We start from the raw sequence: 15,257 nt of genomic DNA, 5'->3' as shown, positions 1-15,257 counted from the left end.
ATGAGAATTGTCCGTTTTTTCCGTAGGAGTCCTGAGGTTGGCTTACAACTGCAGGATCAATGTCTTGAGCGGAGGATTACCGTCCTTGGAAGGAAAGTCTTCACCGGGCGTCAGCACGCTCCATTCGCGCACCGGCCGACCGGTCTTTTCCGCACAGCGCAGGACCTGTTCGCGCCAGTCGTCCATGGACACCTTCGCCAGGTTGTTGCAGCAGATCAGCACGCCATTGTCGGCGGTAGTGAGCAGCGCCGGCTTGAGCAGGCTCTGGTAGTCGCGCAACAGGTCGACGGTGCCGAAGGCGCTCTTGGCCCAGGCCGGCGGGTCGAGCAGCACCAAGTCGAATTGGCGTTGCTCCAGGCGCACGTAGCTGGGCAGTTTCTGCCCGCGTCGCTGGCTGATGGGCAGGCCCGCCAGCTGGCGGATCGCCGGGAAGTAGTCCGATTGCACGAACGCCATGGGCGGTAACGCGGGGTTGAGCAGGCCGTTCTCGCGACCCACCGCCAGGTTGCCTTCGGCAAAGTCCAGGTTACACACCTCCCGCGCGCCACCGGCTGCGGCGCTCAGGCCAACGCCGCAGGTGTAGGCGAACAGGTTCAGCACGCTTTTATTGCGACTGTGCGCTTTGACCCAGCCCCGGGCGTTGCGCAGGTCGAGAAACAGCAGCGGATCTTGCCCGGCATGGCGTCCACGAACGCGATAATTCAGGCCCCATTCATGGCCGACCAGGTCTTGCAGGGCGGCTTCTTCGGCTTGGTGGACGGTGTCCTGGCGGTCGATCCGCGAATTGCCCCGGGCGCGGTCGTTGTAGACCAGCAGGGTGTCGAGGCCCAGGGTTTCGTTGACGATGCCGTGCAGTTGCAACAAGGCGTCGCGCTCCAGCGACTGATGAAAGCTCTGCACCAGCAATTGCGGGCCGTAGCGGTCGACGGTCAGGCCGGGCGCGCCTTCCTGGCTGCCATGGAACAGGCGATAGCAATCGGTGCCTTGCTGGTGCAACTGGCTGAGCAGGTCCTGACGCTGGTCGAGGGCGGCGCGCAGCGCCTGATTCAAGGAAGACATGCCAAGCGCGCCTTAAGGAAATGAGGCGCGGGAGTTTAGCAGCTTCGGGAGGGATCGTTCCCACGCTCTGTGGGAGCGAGCCTGCTCGCGATGACGGCGATACATTCAGAATCGTTGCAAGCTAACTCACCGCTATCGCGAGCAGGCNGTAGGAGCGATCAGTACGGTGGTCGTTTAGCGATTCAGGCGCTTGTCGATCAGCCCCTCCACCACACTCGGGTCGGCCAGGGTCGAGGTGTCGCCGAGGCTGTCGAGTTCGTTGCAGGCAATCTTGCGCAGGATGCGCCGCATGATCTTGCCCGAGCGGGTCTTGGGCAGCGCCGGGGCCCACTGGATCAGCTCCGGTTTGGCGAAGCTGCCGATTTCCTTGCTGACGTGGGCCAGCAATTCTTTCTTCAATTCATCGTTGGCCTCGACCCCGTTCATCGGCGTGACAAACGCATAGATGCCCTGGCCCTTGAGGTCATGGGGGTAACCGACCACCGCCGCTTCGGCGATGCTGTCGTGCAGCACCAGGGCGCTTTCCACCTCGGCGGTGCCGATGCGGTGGCCGGAGACGTTGATCACGTCATCGATGCGCCCGGTGATCCAGTAATCGCCGTCTTCGTCACGGCGGGCGCCGTCGCCGGTGAAGTAATAGCCGGGGTAGGGTTTGAAGTAGGTGTCGACCATGCGCTGATGATCGCCGTAGACACTGCGGATCTGTCCCGGCCAGCTGGATTTGATCGCCAGTACGCCGCTGCCGGGGCCGCTGATTTCCTTGCCCGTTTCATCCAGCAATACCGGTTGCACGCCGAACATCGGGCGAGTGGCGCAGCCCGGTTTGAGCCGCTGGACGCTCACCAGCGGGCTGAGCATGATGCCGCCGGTTTCGGTCTGCCACCAGGTATCGACAATCGGGCAGCGTTGCTCGCCCACCGCGTTGAAATACCACTCCCAGGCTTCCGGGTTGATCGGCTCACCAACACTGCCGAGCAAGCGCAGGCTTTTGCGCGAGGTGGCCTGTAACGGCCCGGCCCCTTCGCGCATCAGCGCACGCAGGGCGGTGGGGGCGGTGTAGAAGATGTTGACCTGGTGCTTGTCGATCACTCGCCAGAACCGCGAGCTGTCGGGATGGCTGGGGACGCCTTCGAAGATCAGCGTGGTAGCGCCGTTGGCCAACGGGCCGTAGACGATATAGCTGTGGCCGGTGACCCAGCCGACATCGGCGGTGCACCAGAACACTTCGTTGTCGCGATAGTCCAGCACGTACTTGAACGTCATGGCTGCCTGCAGCAGATAGCCGCCGGTGGTGTGCAACACGCCCTTGGGTTTGCCGGTGCTGCCCGAGGTGTAGAGGATGAACAGCGGGTCTTCGGCGTCCATCGGTTCGGGCGGGCAGTCGTCACTGGCGTCGTGCATGGCCTGGTGATACCAGAGGTCGCGGCCTTCGACCCAGTTCACTTCGGCCTGGGTACGCTCGACCACCAGGACCGTGCTGACGTTCGGACAGCTTTCCAGGGCTTTGTCGACGTTGCGCTTGAGCGGGACGAAGCGCCCGCCGCGCACGCCTTCGTCGGCGGTGATCACGGTGCGGCAATCGGCATCGAGAATCCGGTCACGCAGCGAGTCCGGCGAAAACCCGCCGAACACCACCGAATGCACCGCGCCAATACGGGTGCAGGCGAGCATGGCGTAGGCCGCTTCCGGAATCATCGGCATGTAGATGCACACCCGGTCACCTTTCTTCACGCCACGGCTTTTCAACACATTGGCCAGGCGGCACACATGGTGGTGAAGTTTTCGATAAGTGATTTCCGCCGATTCGGCGGGATCGTCGCCTTCCCAGATGATTGCCGTCTGGTCGCCACGGTTTTCGAGATGGCGGTCGATGCAATTGGCGCTGACGTTCAGTTTGCCGCCCGCGAACCAGGTGGCGTCGCCGTTCTTCAGGTCATAGCGCTGGACGGTTTGCCAGGGCGTCATCCAATCGAGAAACCGGGTGGCCTGTTCAGCCCAGAAGGTACTGGGGTGTTCGATGGATTCTTTATAGAGGCGCTGGTATTCGTCCTGACTCAGTTGCGCAGCCCGGCGGACGGCATCGGCTTGGGGGTACTGGCTGATATCGAACATGACGGTTCCTTATTCTTGTTTTTGCGACAAGTCATAAAGATGCGCCGAGTAGCCGGAGGGTTCAAGCCATGCACAAACGACTGTGGGAGCGAGCTTGCTCGCGATGGCGGTGTGTCAGTCGACATTGATGTCAACTTATCCACCGCTATCGCGAGCAGGCTCGCTCCCACAGGGGTAGTGCGCCGTTTGGATCAGCCGCGATGGCGTCCACGGAAGTAGTTGATCAGGCCCTGGGTCGACGCGTCTTCGGCGGCGCTTTCTTCGCTGCCCACCAGACGGTTGTAGACGCCCTTGCCCAACTCCTTGCCCAGCTCCACGCCCCACTGGTCGAAGGCGTTGATGCCCCAGACCACGCTTTGTACGAACACTTTATGTTCGTACAGCGCCACCAATGCGCCAAGACGCCGTGGACTGATGCGTTCGACCACCAAGGTGTTGCTCGGACGGTTGCCCGGGATGACCTTGTGAGAGGCGAGTTTCTGCACGTCCTCTTCACTGGCACCCTTGTCCCGCAGCTCGGCTTCGGCCTCGGCGCGGGTCTTGCCGAGCATCAGAGCCTGGCTTTGTGACAGGCAGTTGGCGTACAGCCACTGGTGATGATCGGAAACCGGGTTGAAGCTGACGACCGGCACGATGAAGTCGGCCGGGATCAATTGGGTGCCCTGATGCAGCAACTGATGGTAGGCGTGCTGGCCGTTGCAGCCGACGCCGCCCCAGATCACCGGGCCGGTATCGGTGGACACCGGTGTACCGTCCTGGCGCACGCTCTTGCCGTTGGACTCCATGTCCAGTTGTTGCAAGTGCTTGGTGATGTTGCGCAGGTAATGGTCGTACGGCAGGATCGCGTGGCTTTGCGCACCCCAGAAGTTGCCGTACCACACGCCCAGCAAGGCCAGCAGCACCGGCATGTTCTGTTCGAACGGCGCACTTTGGAAATGCTGGTCCATGGAATAGGCGCCGGACAGCAGTTCCTTGAAGTTCGACATGCCGATGGCGAGGGCGATCGGCAGGCCGATGGCCGACCACAGCGAGTAGCGCCCGCCGACCCAGTCCCACATCGGGAAGATGTTTTCTTCGCGGATGCCGAAGGCCACGGCCGCCGCGTTGTTGCTCGATACGGCGATGAAGTGGCGATACAGTTCCGCTTCGGAGCCGCCCTGGGCGAGGTACCAGGCGCGGGCGGCCTGGGCGTTCTTCAGGGTTTCGAGGGTGTTGAAGGATTTCGACGAGACGATGAACAGCGTGGTCTCGGCGCGCAGCTTCATGGTCAGCTCGTGGAACTCGCTGCCGTCGATGTTCGCCAGGTAGTGGCAGCGAACGCCTTTTTGCGCGTAGGACAACAGGGCTTCGGACACCAGTTCCGGGCCGAGGAACGAGCCACCGATACCGATGTTCACCACGTCGGTGATCGGCTTCTCGGTGTAGCCGCGCCACAGGCCATCGTGAATTCGGCCCACCAGGTCGGTGATCTGGTTCAGCACCTTGTGCACATCCGGCATCACGTTGACGCCGTTTACCAGCAATCGGTCGCCCACCGGCCGACGCAGGGCGGTGTGCAGGGCCGGGCGGTTTTCCGAGGCGTTGATGATTTCGCCTTCGAACAGCGCCTTGATCGCGCCCTTGAGGTCGACTTCATTGGCCAGGCCCACCAGCAGGTCGCGGGTCTGGGCGGTGATCAGGTTCTTTGAATAATCGAGAAACAGGCCGCAGCTCGACAGGGTGAATTGGTTGAAACGCTGCGGATCGGCATTGAACGCTTCGCGCATGCTGAAATCCTGCATGGCCTTGCGGTGGTCATTCAGCGCCTGCCAGGCGGGCAGGGCGGTCACGTCATGAGGGTTTCGGTAGTACGCCATCGCTGCGGGTTTCCTTTTACTTGAACGACCTTTTGTACACTAAAAATTCCGGCATGGCCCGCGCTGGGCGTCCGGACACCTGCGTCGACATGATCTGCGGGCGCAGGGCGACTACAGTAAACCTCGCGTTGCGATCTGTCTTGGCTTTGTCAGACCGGTTCCCGGTACTTTTTTATACAACGGGGCTGGGAAAGGTCCGACAGACGGGAGGACGAAGCATTCTTTTGGACAAGAATTACTCACTGTGGGAGCGANCGGTGTGTCAGTCGCCAGCAACGCTAACTGAACTACCGCAATCGCGAGCAGGCTCGCTCCCACAGGGGAGATGTGCGGGGGCGATCAGGCGACCTGCACCGGAATGGCATTGCTGGTGTGGCTCAGTTCATTGCCCGGTGCCATGTACAGCATGCGGGGCTTGAAGTTGACCAGCTCGGCTTCGCTGTAGTGGGCGTAGGCGCAGATGATGACGCGATCCCCTACCTTGGCCTTGTGGGCCGCGGCACCGTTGACCGAGATCATCCGCGAACCTTCTTCGCCGCGAATGGCGTAAGTGGTGAAGCGCTCGCCGTTGTCGACGTTGTAGATCTGGATCTGCTCGTATTCACGGATCCCCGACAGGTCCAGCCACTCACCATCGATGGCACAGGAGCCTTCGTAGTCGAGCACGGCGTGAGTGACTTCGGCGCGGTGCAGCTTGGCCTTGAGCATGATGGCGTGCATGGGTTTCTCCTCTGGTCGGGTCCGAACGGCGGGCAGTTTGCCCGAAGGCTGTTGGGGCGGCAATAACACCGTGGCCCCCTGTGGGAGCGGGCTTGCTCGCGAAAGCGATGGATCAGTTGATATTAAAGATACTGACACACCGCCTTCGCGAGCAGGCTCGCTCCCACAGGTTTTGTGTGTTCAGACCGGGGCGTCGAGATCCAGGTGCAGGTTGTCGATCAGCCGTGTGGTGCCGAGGAACGCGGCGACCAGGATCACCAGGTCGCGATCTTCAGGCATGGCCGGGCGCAAGGTCCGGGCGTGGCGAATCTCCAGGTAATCGGGGCGCATACCGGCGGCTTCGAGTTGCTTGACCTGTTCGGCAACCAGGGCCGGGAAGTCCCGCTGTCCTTGTCGGATCGCCTCGGCAATGCTGCTGAGGCTGCGGTAGACCACCGGCGCCACGGCACGTTGTTCTGGGCTGAGGAAACCGTTGCGCGACGACAGCGCCAGGCCGTCTTCGGCACGGACGGTCGGTTCGCCAATGATCTGGATCGGTAGGTTCAGGTCGTGGACCAGCGCGCGGATCACTGCCAGTTGCTGGAAGTCTTTCTGGCCGAATACAGCCAGGTCGGGCTGGACCATGTTGAACAGCTTGCTGACCACCGTCGCCACACCCTCGAAGTGCCCGGGACGGCTGGCGCCGCACAGGCCTTCGGACAATTGCGGCACGCTGACCCGGGTTTGCCCGGCCATGCCGTCGGGGTACATCTCCTCGACGGACGGGGCGAACAGCAGATGGCAGCCGGCCTGGAGCAGTTTTTCCTGGTCGGCGGCGAGGGTGCGCGGGTATTTGTCCAGGTCTTCGCCGGCGCCGAACTGCAGCGGGTTGACGAAAATGCTCGTCACCACGAAGTCGGCTCGCTGCGCCGCCTTGGTGACCAGCGCTACGTGGCCGCTGTGCAGGTTGCCCATGGTCGGCACGAAGGCAATGCGTTTGCCTTCGCTGCGGGCGCGGGCCACGGCGGCCCGCAGTTCACGTACGGTCTTGACGGTGTTCATGCGGAGAATCCGTGTTCGGCGCCGGGGAAACTGGCCGCTTTGACTTCAGCCACGTAGGCGCTCAGGGCGGCCTGGATACTGGGTTGTCCGGTCATAAAGTTCTTCACGAACTTCGGTGCGCGCCCCGTGAGCGATAGCCCGAGCATGTCGTGCAGTACCAGCACCTGACCATCGGTGGCATTGCCGGCGCCAATCCCGATGACCGGAATCTTCACCGCCTGGGTGATTTCTTCGGCCAGTTCGCTGGGCACACATTCGAGCAACAGCATCGCCGCCCCGGCCTGTTCCAGCGCGATGGCATCGGCGCGCATCTGCCGCGCCTGGTTTTCGTTGCGGCCCTGGACCTTGTAGCCACCGAGCACGTTGACCGCCTGGGGTGTCAGGCCCAGGTGTGCGCACACCGGGATGCCACGCTCGGCCAGCAAGCGGATCGACTCGGCCAGCCACAACGCGCCTTCGACTTTCACCATGTGGGCACCGGCCTGCATCAGCACGGCGCTGTTGGTCATGGTCTGTTCGAGGGTGGCGTAGGCCATGAACGGCAGGTCGGCGAGGATCAGCGCATCGGTGTTACCGCGTTTGACGCAGGCCACGTGATAGGCCATCTCGGCAGTGGTCGCCGGCAGCGTGCTGTCGTGACCCTGCAACACCATGCCGAGGGAATCGCCCACCAGCAGCACTTCGACACCGGCCTCGTTGCAGGCGTGGGCGAAGGTTGCGTCATAGCAGGTCAGCATGGCGATCTTTTCGCCTTTCTGCTTGAGACCTTGCAGCGTGGTCAGGGTAATAGCTGGCATGAAAAAGTCCTCATTAGGCGCTCGTGAACTACTGCGAGTAACGCGCATGATTCGTCATTTATACAGGCGCACCTTCTATGCGTGGTGCTTGTAAGGCCTGGATTGCGCCCTTCAATGCCGCGTTGGCGGCAACGGGACGCCTATAGTCGTGAGGAGCACCGGGGAAGTCAATTGGATGTGTTACCGGCGGGTGTTACCGGGGTTACTGATGCGTTTCAGCGGGGAGAGGTGTTCAGGATGTGACTGCCTGGTGCCGGATCCTGTGGGAGCGAGCCTGCTCGCGATGGCGGTGTGTCAGTCAACATATGCATTGATGAATCCACCGCTATCGCGAGCAGGCTCGCTCCCACTAGAGGGGCCGCATCAGTGAGGCGGGAGGCGTTCCAGGCCGACAAACGGGCAGGCTGCGAGCAGATCCTGGAGCAGGCGTCCATCGGCCAGGCGCAGGTCGGCGGGGGCCAGTTCCGCCAGCGGGTACAGCACGAAAGCCCGGGCGTGCATGTGGTAGTGGGGGACCTTGAGCCGAGGCTCGTCGATCAGCCGATCGCCGTACAGCAGAATGTCCAGGTCCAGGGTGCGCGGGCCCCAGCGCTCCAGCCGCTCGCGGCCCTGGCCGGTTTCGATGGCTTGCAGTGCATCGAGCAGGTCCAGTGGTGCCAGTTGGCTGTCCAGCGCCGCCACTGCATTGGTGTAGCGCGGTTGGCCGGGCAGCAGTGAATCGCTTTGATAGAACGCCGAGACGCCGACGAATCGGCTATCGGGCAGGCTTGCCAGCGCCTGCAGGGCGCTGCGCAGTTGTGCCGCAGGTTCGGCCAGGTTGCTACCCATACCGATGTAGATGCGTTCCATCGCTTACTCGCCCGACGCGCTCGGCACACCGGCACGCTTACGCTTGGCGCCGCTGCTGCGACGACGCTTGCGTGGGCCGCTGGCGCCGTCTTCCTTGCCGCTGAGCTCGCGAATCATTTCGCGGCGCTCGCTGTCATTGGCATCCTGGTAGTCGGTCCACCATTCGCCCAGGCCATCGGTCTGCTCCCCGGCACTCTCGCGCAGCAGCAAGAAGTCGTAGCCGGCGCGGAAGCGCGGGTTGTCGAGCAGCAGGTCGGCGCGCTTGCCGCTGCGACGGGGCAGGCGTTCCTGCATGTCCCAGATCTCGCGGATCGGCATCGTGAAGCGCTTCGGAATCGCGATGCGCTGGCACTGTTCGGCGATCAACTCGTGGGCGGCTTCCTGCATGGCCGGGATCGGCGGCATGCCGCGGTCCTGCAGGCGCAATACCCGGGCCGGCAAGGCTGGCCAGAGCAGGGCGGCGAACAGGAAGGCCGGGGTCACCGGCTTGTTCTGCTTGATGCGCAGGTCGGTGTTGATCAGCGCTTCGCTGATCAGGGTGTGGGTGTAGGTCGGGTTGTGTTCCAGCGCCTCGGCACTGGCCGGGAACAGCGGATCGAACAACTGCAGGTCCACCAGCATTTCGAAGGTGTCCGCCGCGTTACCCGACAGGAACAGCTTGAGCACTTCCTCGAACAGCCGCGCCGAAGGGATTTCCCGCAGCATCGGTGCCAGGTCGCGGATTGGCGCGGCGCTGTGTTTTTCGATGCCGAAGTTCAGCTTGGCGGCGAAACGCACGGCCCGCAGCATCCGTACCGGGTCCTCCTGGTAACGCTGCTTGGGATCGCCGATCAGGCGGATCAGGTGATTGCGGATGTCGTGTACGCCGTTGGCGTAATCGAGGATGCGTTCGCTGACCGGATCGTAATACAGGGCATTGATGGTGAAGTCGCGGCGTTGCGCGTCTTCTTCCAGCGTGCCGTAGACGTTATCCCGCAGGATGCGCCCGCTCTCGTTGCGAGAAGACTGGTTGCTGTCCTCTTCTTCATCGTTTTGCGGGTGGTTGGCGCGGAACGTCGCCACTTCGATGATTTCGCGGCCGAAGTGGATGTGGACGAGCTTGAAGCGCCGGCCAATGATCCGCGCGTTGCGGAACTCGGCCCGGACCTGTTCCGGCGTGGCGCTGGTGGCCACGTCGAAATCCTTGGGAGTGATGTTGAGCAGCATGTCGCGCACGCAACCACCGACCAGGTAAGCCTGGTAGCCGGCGTTCTGCAGGCGTTCGACGATGTTCACCGCATAACGGCTGAACTGGGCCTTCTGCAATGAGTGCTGGCCGCTGTTGAGCACTTCAGGCGTGCTGCGGATGTGTTGCGTACGACGCAAGGGAGAACGGAATGACTGGAACAGCTTCTTCAGCATGGGATGCACTGTTTGAAGGAATGTTCGGCCAAAACGAAGAATGACCGCATGATGGGCGGGGATTCTAGCATTTAGTCAGGGGATCGTGTAGGACGCAGCAGATTTGCGCTGCAAGCTTAAAGCGACGAGCCTTGTAGGCTGTTGGGAATGGGAACGACAGAAACCACAAGGGGAGCCGAAGCTCCCCCAGAATTAGTTGCGTGCTCTGTTTTTATTATTGGTTTCGGGCTTCTTGTTTTTGTTGAGTGCCCGCGTCACCAGGTTTCCCTGCGTGACCCTCCCAATCGGGAGCCAAGAGCAAACGGATTGCTTTGGTCGCTGTGTTGCAGTGATCGAGCGATCCAACCAGTTCAGGCACCTGTCTTGAGACAGTTTTTATTGTTCTCGGCCTGGTTGTGGGGCAAGCCCCAAATACAACGCCTCTCCAAAAGAATCAGTTAGCTGCGCCTCTCGCCGTCTTGTTTTTATTGTGCGTGAGTCGATTCGTCTTATTTTTATTGTCTTGTGCATTGCTTGTTATTGTTCTTGTACCAAAGCTATAGCAGGGTGCGTGCCAACTTTTGCGAGACCCAGCGAAACCGGGGGTTCTAAGGTTATGCCGTTTTTTTCGAGGCGAAAAAAAGCCGGGATTTCGTTACCGTAAACCCCGGCTTCTGTTACGTGAAAAAGCTGGGGTAACAGTTTTTTCACATTTGCGGCGTTGTAACCGTGTCACCTGTGGGAGCGAGCCTGCTCGCGATTGCGGTGTGCCAGCCGCCTGAAAGCAAGCTGATGCACCCACATCGCGAGCAGGCTCGCTCCCACCTTGATCTCAGCTTTCGCTGGCCACGCCGGTCTTGCGACGCGGTATCCCCAGGCGCTGGCGACGTTCCCACAGGCACTTGCGGCTTACCCCCAGCTTGCGTGCCAGTTCGGTCTCGGTCATGTGGTCCTGGTGTTCCAGGACGAAATGCTGGAAGTAGTCTTCCAGGGACAGGTCCTCGGTAGGCTCGTGGCTGGTGTTGTTGGCGGCGACCCCCTGTTGCGGGGCCAGGCCGATGAACTCTTCATCGTCGAGATCGCTGAGCTCGACGTCGATCCCCAGCAGGTCGGCGGAGATTTCCGGGCTCTCGCACAGGATCACTGCCCGTTCCACTGCGTTTTCCAGCTCCCGGACGTTACCCGGCCAGGCGTAATGACGAATGGCCTGTTCTGCGTCGGGGGCAAACTTCAGGTCGGTGCGGTTGACCCGCGCGCTCTGGCGGGCGAGGAAGGCATTGGCGATTTCGTTGACGTCCGCACCCCGTTCGCGCAGGGCAGGCAGTTTCAGCGCAATAACGTGCAGGCGATAATACAGGTCTTCACGGAACTGGCCGATTTTCGCCAGGCTCTTGAGATCGCGGTGGGTCGCGGCGATCAGGCGGACGTCGACTTTCTGCGACTGCACCGACCCGACCCGACGGATTTCGCCTTCTTGAAGGACCCGCAGCAGCCGTGCCTGGGCCTCCAGCGGCAGTTCGCCGATTTCGTCGAGGAACAGCGTGCCGCCGTCCGCGGCCTCCACCAGCCCGGCGCGCCCGGCGCTGGCCCCGGTGAAGGCGCCTTTCTCGTGACCGAACAGCTCGGACTCGATCAGGCTTTCCGGAATCGCCGCGCAGTTCACCGAGATCATCGGCGCCTTGGCTCGACGGGACAGGTTGTGCAGGGCACGGGCCACCAGTTCCTTGCCGGTCCCGGATTCGCCCTGGATCAGCACGTTGGAGTCGGTGGGCGCCACCTTGCGGATCTTGACGTACAGATCCTGCATGGGAGGGCAGGAGCCGATGATGCCGATTTCGCCGTTATTGTTGCCGGCAGCGCCTTTCGTGGCGGCAGCTTTACCGTTCGTCGGCTCTGCCGGGTTGCCGGTCGCCGTCTGTCGGTCACGCAGGATACGGGCCACGGCCTGGAGCATCTCGTCGTGGTCGAACGGCTTGGCGATGTAGTCCACCGCGCCCATTTTCATGGAGTCGACCGCCGAGCGCAGGCTGGCATAGCTGGTCATGATCAGCACCGGTGTGCCCTGGCCGAGCTTGATCAGCTCGGTACCGGGTGCGCCGGGCAGGCGCAGGTCGCTGACGATGAGGTCAAACGTTGGGATGCTGAATCGCTCTTGTGCTTCCTGCACGGAACCGGCTTCGCTGACCTGGTACTGGTTGCGTTCCAGCAGGCGGCGCAAGGCGGAGCGGATAATTGTTTCGTCTTCGACGATCAAAATGTGCGGCATTGATTCGATTCTCTCGACGGTCTCAGTTCACAGCGGACGTCGCTTCGACATGACGCGGCAAGGTCACCCGTATACGGGTGCCACGTTGGCCTTGTACATCGGCCGGGCTGTCGATGGTGATTTGTCCATAATGCTCTTCAACGATGGAATAGACCAGTGCAAGGCCCAGTCCGGTGCCTTCGCCAGGATCCTTGGTGGTGAAGAAGGGTTCGAACAACCGATCCATGATGTTCTGTGGAATACCGCTGCCTTCGTCTTCGACGATCAGATCGATCGTGTGTTCGCTGGCTTCGCTCTTGACCCGCACGGCGCTACCGGCCGGTGAGGCGTCGCGGGCGTTGGAGAGCAGGTTGATCAGCACCTGGGCGAGCCGCTGGGGATCGCCGTCGACCCAATGGTCCGGGTCACACAGGTTGAAGAATTGCACTTCGAAATTGCGCCGGTTCAGGGCCAGCAGACCAATGGCATCCTGGGCCACTTCGGCCAGGCAGACGGGCTCGTCGTTGTGCTGGTGGCCGCCGGCGTGGGCGAAGCTCATCAGCGACTGCACGATACGCGACACGCGCCGGGTCTGCTCGAGAATCTGGCTGCTGATTTCCGTCAGCTCGCCATCCTCCTCGCGCTCTTCGCGCAGGTTCTGCGCCAGGCAGGCGATACCGGTGATCGGGTTGCCGATCTCGTGGGCCACCCCGGCTGCCAGCCGGCCGATGCTCGCCAGGCGTTCGGAGTGGACCAGTTTGTCTTCCAGCATCTGGGTGTCGGTCAGGTCTTCCACCAGCAGCACCAGGCCGCTGTTGCCCGGTGCAAGCGGCTCGTCGATGGCTGCCTTGTGCAGGTTCAGCCAGCGGGTCTGGCCGTCGAGGGCCAGGTGCTGCTTATGCAGATGCTCGTCCGGCAAGTCGATGAAGCCTTGCAACAAGCCTTTCCAGGGCTCGCCCAGGGTGCTCAGGCGGGAACCGACCACGCGTTGGGCGGCGATTCCGGTCAGTTCTTCCATGGCCTTGTTCCACATCAGGATTTCCTGGTCCTTGGCCAGGGAACACACGCCCATCGGCAGTTCCTGCAGGGTCTGGCGGTGATAGCGGCGCAGGGCATCCAGCTCGGCGGCCAGGCCGGTGAGGCGCGAGTGATAATCCTCGAGGCGGCTTTCGATGAAATGGATGTCCTCGGTGACGTAGTTTTCGCCGCCGGCCTTGTAGGGCAGGAACGTCTCGACCATGTCCTGGGCCACGCTGGGACCCATCAGCCCGGACAGGTTGGCTTCGATCCGGTCGCGCAGGCGACGCAAGGCATAGGGGCGGCGCTCATCGAAAGGCAGGTAAAGGTCCCGCAGGGCTTGTTCGACTTCTTTTTGCGCGGCCTTCGCACCCAGGGGCTTGGCCAGTTGCGTGGCGAACTCCTGGGGTGAGGCCGCGTGCAGTTCACGGCGCTGCGGGCGGCGAACGTTGTCTACGGCACAGGCTTCGGCGGCGCTGGCCTCTTCGCTGCTGGCGTTGGTGAACAGCGAGATCAGGGTGAACATCAGCACGTTCGCTGCCAGGGAGGCGATGGCCGCCATGTGCCAGCTGGTGTCGTCGAGCACATAGATCATGTTCAGCAACGGGATATAGAAACCCTGCAAGTTGCCCAGCAGCGGCAACAGCATGGCGACCAGCCAGACCAGGATGCCCGCCAGCAGGCCAGCGATAAAGCCGCGGCGGTTGGCGGTCGGCCAGTACAGCACCGACAGCACGCCCGGCAGGAATTGCAAGGTGGCAACGAAAGCGACAATCCCCAGGTTGGCCAGGTCCTGGCCATCGCCCAGCATCAGATAGAAGCCGTAGCCGGCCATGATGATCGCAACGATCAGTGCCCGCCGGGTCCATTTCAGCCAGCGGTAGATGTTGCCCTCGGCCGGTGGCTGGTAGAGCGGCAGCACCAGGTGGTTGAGGGCCATGCCCGACAGCGCCAGGGTGGTGACGATGATCAGGCCGCTGGCCGCCGACAGGCCGCCGATATAGGCCAGCAAGGCCAGGGCCTGGTTGTTGGCGGCGATGCCGATGCCGAGAGTGAAGTATTCCGGATTGGTGCTGGCCCCGAGCTTCAACCCGGCCCACAGGATCAGCGGCACCGCAAGGCTCATCAGCAGCAGGAACAGCGGCAGGCCCCAGCTCGCGCTCACCAGCGAGCGTGGGTTGAGGTTCTCGGTAAAAGTCATGTGGTACATGTGCGGCATCACGATCGCCGACGCGAAGAACACCAGCAACAGCGTGCGCCACGGGCCTTCCTGCAATGGCGTGTGCAGGGCGGCGAGGGCGGTCTGGTTCTGCAGCAACCACAATTCGAGCTGTTGTGGGCCGTTGAACACACCGTACAACGCATAGAGGCCGACGCCACCGATGGCGATCAGCTTGATCACCGACTCGAAAGCGATGGCGAACACCAGGCCTTCGTGTTTTTCCCGGGTGGCGATGTGCCGGGAACCGAAGAAAATGGTGAACAGGATGATCAGGACGCAGAAGCTCAGGGCCACCCGATGCTGCACCGGCTCGTGGGTCAGGATGCTGATGGAATCGGCCACGGCCTGCATCTGCAGGGCCAGCAACGGCAACACGCCCACCAGCATGAACATCGTGGTCAGCGCACCGGCCCAGGTGCTGCGGAAACGAAAGGCGAACAGGTCGGCCAGGGATGACAGCTGGTAGGTGCGGGTGATTTTCAGGATCGGGTAGAGCAACACCGGTGCCAGCAGGAATGCCCCCGAGACGCCCAGGTAACTGGACAGGAAGCCATAGCCATATTGGTAGGCCAGCCCGACCGTGCCGTAGAAGGCCCACGCACTGGCATAGACGCCCAGCGACAGGGTGTAGGTCAGCGGGTGGCGGATGATCGCCCGGGGGATCATGCCCCGTTCACTGATCCAGGCCACGCCGAACAGCACTGCCAGGTAGGCCGCGCTGATCAGGATCATCTGGGTCAGGCTAAAGCTCATCGGCATCTTTTTGGCTCTGCAGGATGAAGGTCACGACGATCAGGATCAGCCAGAGCAGATACGGCCGATACCAGGCACCCGTGGCATCGATCCACCAATCCATGATGGCCGGGGAAAACAGATAAATCCCCACTACCAGGAGCAGGACCAAGCGATAGATGTACATCCCGGCCTCTCTTTTTTACGCGCGTGCCCGAAAACGTGCG

General features: G+C 62.1%; 11 protein-coding genes. All 11 read right to left on the bottom strand.

The window, feature by feature from the left end:
- Positions 1-42: 42 nt before the first annotated feature.
- Positions 43-1,059: a class I SAM-dependent rRNA methyltransferase gene (locus N005_RS00150; RefSeq protein ID WP_047698292.1), complete on the bottom strand. Its 1,017-nt coding sequence runs from the start codon at positions 1,057-1,059 to the stop codon at positions 43-45.
- 174 nt (positions 1,060-1,233) lie between these two features.
- Positions 1,234-3,171 carry an acetate--CoA ligase gene (gene acs, locus N005_RS00145; RefSeq protein WP_047698290.1) on the bottom strand — a complete coding sequence of 646 codons (1,938 nt, stop codon included), beginning with the start codon at positions 3,169-3,171 and terminating at the stop codon, positions 1,234-1,236.
- Between the two features lie 191 nt (positions 3,172-3,362).
- Positions 3,363-5,027: a glucose-6-phosphate isomerase gene (pgi, locus tag N005_RS00140; protein WP_047698288.1), complete on the bottom strand. Its 1,665-nt coding sequence runs from the start codon at positions 5,025-5,027 to the stop codon at positions 3,363-3,365.
- Positions 5,028-5,366: 339 nt separating this feature from the next.
- On the bottom strand, positions 5,367-5,747 hold the full coding sequence (panD, locus tag N005_RS00135) for an aspartate 1-decarboxylase (RefSeq protein ID WP_007963888.1): 381 nt from the start codon (positions 5,745-5,747) through the stop codon (positions 5,367-5,369).
- Between the two features lie 180 nt (positions 5,748-5,927).
- Positions 5,928-6,788, bottom strand: a complete 861-nt coding sequence (panC, locus tag N005_RS00130; protein WP_047698286.1) for a pantoate--beta-alanine ligase — start codon at positions 6,786-6,788, stop codon at positions 5,928-5,930.
- Entirely contained in the window at positions 6,785-7,585 is an 801-nt protein-coding gene (gene panB, locus N005_RS00125; protein ID WP_047698284.1) for a 3-methyl-2-oxobutanoate hydroxymethyltransferase, read from the bottom strand. The genes panC and panB overlap by 4 nt, the downstream gene beginning before the upstream one ends.
- A gap of 363 nt (positions 7,586-7,948) precedes the next feature.
- Positions 7,949-8,434, bottom strand: a complete 486-nt coding sequence (gene folK / locus N005_RS00120) for a 2-amino-4-hydroxy-6-hydroxymethyldihydropteridine diphosphokinase (RefSeq protein WP_047698281.1) — start codon at positions 8,432-8,434, stop codon at positions 7,949-7,951.
- Between the two features lie 3 nt (positions 8,435-8,437).
- Complete coding sequence (locus tag N005_RS00115) at positions 8,438-9,835, bottom strand: polynucleotide adenylyltransferase PcnB (RefSeq protein ID WP_024779593.1); 1,398 nt, start codon at positions 9,833-9,835, stop codon at positions 8,438-8,440.
- A gap of 811 nt (positions 9,836-10,646) precedes the next feature.
- A complete protein-coding gene (locus N005_RS00110; RefSeq protein ID WP_047698280.1) occupies positions 10,647-12,080 on the bottom strand; it encodes a sigma-54-dependent transcriptional regulator in 1,434 nt (477 codons plus the stop codon).
- Between the two features lie 22 nt (positions 12,081-12,102).
- Complete coding sequence (locus N005_RS00105) at positions 12,103-15,057, bottom strand: sensor histidine kinase (protein ID WP_162843594.1); 2,955 nt, start codon at positions 15,055-15,057, stop codon at positions 12,103-12,105.
- On the bottom strand, positions 15,041-15,217 hold the full coding sequence (locus N005_RS28585; protein WP_003176118.1) for a hypothetical protein: 177 nt from the start codon (positions 15,215-15,217) through the stop codon (positions 15,041-15,043). Before N005_RS28585 ends, N005_RS00105 begins: the two co-directional genes overlap by 17 nt.
- Positions 15,218-15,257 lie beyond the last annotated feature (40 nt).

It is taken from the genome of Pseudomonas mediterranea CFBP 5447 (assembly GCF_000774145.1).
Classification (GTDB): Bacteria; Pseudomonadota; Gammaproteobacteria; order Pseudomonadales; family Pseudomonadaceae; genus Aquipseudomonas; species Aquipseudomonas mediterranea.
Note: the sequence above shows the minus strand (reverse complement) of the source record. Positions and strands in the feature narration are given on the sequence as shown.

Excerpts from the sequence above, each read along its gene's own strand:
- N005_RS00150 (WP_047698292.1), bottom strand. The coding sequence starts at position 1,059 with ATGTCTTCCTTGAATCAGGCGCTGCGCGCCGCCCTCGACCAGCGTCAG.
- acs (WP_047698290.1), bottom strand. The coding sequence starts at position 3,171 with ATGTTCGATATCAGCCAGTACCCCCAAGCCGATGCCGTCCGCCGGGCT.
- pgi (WP_047698288.1), bottom strand. The coding sequence starts at position 5,027 with ATGGCGTACTACCGAAACCCTCATGACGTGACCGCCCTGCCCGCCTGG.
- panD (WP_007963888.1), bottom strand. The coding sequence starts at position 5,747 with ATGCACGCCATCATGCTCAAGGCCAAGCTGCACCGCGCCGAAGTCACT.
- panC (WP_047698286.1), bottom strand. The coding sequence starts at position 6,788 with ATGAACACCGTCAAGACCGTACGTGAACTGCGGGCCGCCGTGGCCCGC.
- panB (WP_047698284.1), bottom strand. The coding sequence starts at position 7,585 with ATGCCAGCTATTACCCTGACCACGCTGCAAGGTCTCAAGCAGAAAGGC.
- folK (WP_047698281.1), bottom strand. The coding sequence starts at position 8,434 with ATGGAACGCATCTACATCGGTATGGGTAGCAACCTGGCCGAACCTGCG.
- N005_RS00115 (WP_024779593.1), bottom strand. The coding sequence starts at position 9,835 with ATGCTGAAGAAGCTGTTCCAGTCATTCCGTTCTCCCTTGCGTCGTACG.
- N005_RS00110 (WP_047698280.1), bottom strand. The coding sequence starts at position 12,080 with ATGCCGCACATTTTGATCGTCGAAGACGAAACAATTATCCGCTCCGCC.
- N005_RS00105 (WP_162843594.1), bottom strand. The coding sequence starts at position 15,057 with ATGCCGATGAGCTTTAGCCTGACCCAGATGATCCTGATCAGCGCGGCC.
- N005_RS28585 (WP_003176118.1), bottom strand. The coding sequence starts at position 15,217 with ATGTACATCTATCGCTTGGTCCTGCTCCTGGTAGTGGGGATTTATCTG.